This is a genomic window from Gemmatimonadota bacterium (genome assembly GCA_026706845.1).
Classification (GTDB): Bacteria; Latescibacterota; UBA2968; order UBA2968; family UBA2968; genus VXRD01.
The window spans coordinates 1-2,893 of sequence record JAPOXY010000152.1; the positions used below are offsets into that span (position 1 = coordinate 1).

The 2,893-nt window shown below is 47.4% G+C and carries 3 protein-coding genes; all 3 read left to right on the top strand.

Annotated elements, in window-relative coordinates:
* The first annotated feature begins 282 nt into the window (after positions 1-282).
* Positions 283-840, top strand: coding sequence for a hypothetical protein (locus OXG87_14625; protein ID MCY3870782.1), 558 nt, complete (start codon positions 283-285; stop codon positions 838-840).
* A 150-nt stretch (positions 841-990) separates the two neighbouring features.
* A complete protein-coding gene (locus OXG87_14630) occupies positions 991-1,497 on the top strand; it encodes a DUF2441 domain-containing protein (GenBank protein MCY3870783.1) in 507 nt (168 codons plus the stop codon).
* A gap of 25 nt (positions 1,498-1,522) precedes the next feature.
* Complete coding sequence (locus tag OXG87_14635; protein MCY3870784.1) at positions 1,523-2,869, top strand: NAD(P)/FAD-dependent oxidoreductase; 1,347 nt, start codon at positions 1,523-1,525, stop codon at positions 2,867-2,869.
* Positions 2,870-2,893 lie beyond the last annotated feature (24 nt).

Below are 2,893 nucleotides of genomic sequence, written 5' to 3' on the forward strand. Positions count from 1 at the left end.
ATGTCCTGAGTTGTCGTGTGTCAGATCCCATATCAAATCACTTTCAGAGATACCTACCTTACTTAGAATCATTAGCGAACGAATTTGCAAATTCAATGGGAGGATGCAAAAGCCTTATTGAGAATCTAATATGGGTAATTTTTCATATAATGAACGAATACTTGCTGTAAATCGAAAAATGGGGTATAAACCAAAGCCAGGTATTTTTTTCTTATCTCGAAGACATTAGCCGTCATGCCGCTTCAGTGTTCTGAAGCGGCATGTTTCCTATGAGTTTGATCCATGTCTAAAATTATAATTCGCGGATGTCTGGAATATCCGAATCCCATCCAGCTTGGGCTGATCGGAGAAATTCATGAGGTATTGACAGCTCGTTCTATTCCGCATTGGTTAGGTGGTGGGTGGGCTTTGGATTTTCTGTTAGGCGAATGCTTGCAGGTACACAGCGACATAGACTGGGCAATTTGGAAAACAGATGCCTCTAAGGTGAGCACCTGCCTCAAGGCCCTGGGGTATAGTCGCAAAGTGCTACGGCATCCCGAAGAACACATTGGCTTCTACAAACTTGATCAGTTTGTCAGTTTTGGGCTTCTCGAAAAGACCCAATCGGGAGATATTGTTACCTCTGGCCGGTGGACCGATTGGCCGTATCCACAAGGAGCTTTCTCAGCACCTGAAGGCCGACTGGGTGACCTGATCTGTCCGATCCTCAGCGCTGAAGCCCAACTGGACGAGAAGGTAAATTTCCACAAGCACCCGGCTGGTGCACCGCTTCGGGATGTGGATTTCTCCGCGATCGAGAAGTTACGTGAGTACATTGCTGATCAGCGGCGCAAATAGTAGAAGAGTCACAAACGGCTAACACGCCCGAACCGCGAAAGCGGTTACGCGACAGCGTCTTAGCGCCGAAAACGTTATACGCAAGCCATCTTTCCCCTAAAACGAGACAGAGTTGTGGCAAATCCAAACCACTACAGGGAGGCCAACACTATGGCTCTTGATATTGGTCGTGGATCTCTACTGTTTTGGTCAGCGAAGTCCGGGCTTTCCTCCGGGACCCTTGTGAAGCCGGAAAACTTTCAAGACCGTCTGATGCGCCAAACCCTAATCGAAGTACAAACCAGTCCTCTCACCGTGACGATTCCAGATGCGGCCTCAACGGGAAGGGTTCTGTTGGAAGTCGCCTGGGAGACGGTTCGCCTCAGAGAGTTTCCATATAGACCAAGTCGATTTGATTGCCTCTTCCTCTGGACAGACGAGCGTGTTGCCAGACGGTTCAATTCGAAAAGGGCAGAAGCTGAACTCTATGAAGTTGAGATTGTTGATTGCTCGCGTGTGTTTGCTGCGAATATGGATCTCATAAGCTATTTTGAAGAGTCTGAAACTCTCGGATCAATGTTTGAGAGGGCACGAGAATACTGGAGAACCGAGAAAAAAGACGAACACGGAGAGATTCTTTTGGAAGGCTCTATTCGGATTACACAGACTATCTCATAGAAAAAATAGGTGGTATTGCGTACATATGAAAAAAGAAGCATTAAAAAATGACATAATCGTAATCGGTGGTGGCCCCGCAGGTGTTGAAGCGGCGATTGCGGCGGCTCCCTATGCAGACAGCGTGGTAATAATCTCCGAAGGGCCTGTCGCCGATTGGGGAAAGCTGATGCCCAGTCGCGTGTGGTTGGCTGCACTCGACCAAATGGAAATGCTGGAACAGTCTCCATTATTGCGAACCGTCTCCAAATCTGGGGCGTTTGAACTGGACCTGATCGCTGCTCACACTGACCGGGTTGCCAGTAGTTGGAGGAAGTACATTACTGAAGAACTCAATCGTAGAGATGTCCAGATTTCAATTGGCCGTGCATCATTCACATCCCCAAACCAAGTACAAATAACGAGTAATACAAGTCGGCAAGAACTGTCTGCTCATGCCATCATCATTGCTTCCGGTGCTATCCCTAATTTCCCACCCGGATTTGAGCCTGATGGCGAGAGGATATTCTCCGCAAGCACAATAGGTCAGATGAAAACCCTACCAAAATCAATTATTGTCGTAGGCGACGGTCCTATTGGATTTGAGTTTGTCGATATATTCAGCCGTCTTGGTGTCAGTATAATCTGGATAGTATTGGCTGGCGGTCCCAAGTCTGGTTTTGGGACAGAAGCCGATGAATTTCTCATCAGCATCTTCAAAAAAAGAGGTATTCGAATTAAAGCCGGACTACCTATTGAGTGCATTGAACGCGGAAATGACGCGATATCTATAATTCAGAACGGCTTGAAAATCGAAGCTGAAATGGCGTTCGTCAATCTTGGGCATAGACCCAATTTAGGGCACCTCAATCTCCAGGCGGCAGGCATAGAGGTTAATGAACGTGGACTTCTGGAACCAGATGAATTTGGGCGCACGAACATTTCCAACATCTATGTTGCAGGTGATGCGATTCAATTTGGTCCGGGAACCATAGCCATGGGACAAGCAAGAGTAGCCGGATTACACGCTGTAAAAAGGAAGACCTCCCCTTTCGATCTGGAAAGCACAGTAATCTCCTTTGGGCTTAATCCCCAGGTCGCCAGAGTGGGAACAATTCAGAGAGATGACGGCTCCGTTCAATCCGTTGCAGCACCCTTCCGAGCAACGATTCTTTCACATATAAATAGCGAATTAGAAGGATTTATTAGAGTAGCGTGGGACAATGAAGGGCGAGTGGTCGGAGGATTAGCTGTTGGAAGGAATGCTGCTGATGCCCTTGCACCCATAGCGATGGCTATCAAGACGAGGGCATCGATCAATGATCTTGCAGAAATGCAGGGTTCCCACCCCAATATCTCGGAATTGCCGTACATCACTGCGAGAAAAGAAACATAAAATTCAAAATGGCCTTTCTATATG

Coding starts and splice junctions, on each gene's coding strand:
- OXG87_14625 (MCY3870782.1), top strand. CDS start 283: ATGTCTAAAATTATAATTCGCGGATGTCTGGAATATCCGAATCCCATC.
- OXG87_14630 (MCY3870783.1), top strand. CDS start 991: ATGGCTCTTGATATTGGTCGTGGATCTCTACTGTTTTGGTCAGCGAAG.
- OXG87_14635 (MCY3870784.1), top strand. CDS start 1,523: ATGAAAAAAGAAGCATTAAAAAATGACATAATCGTAATCGGTGGTGGC.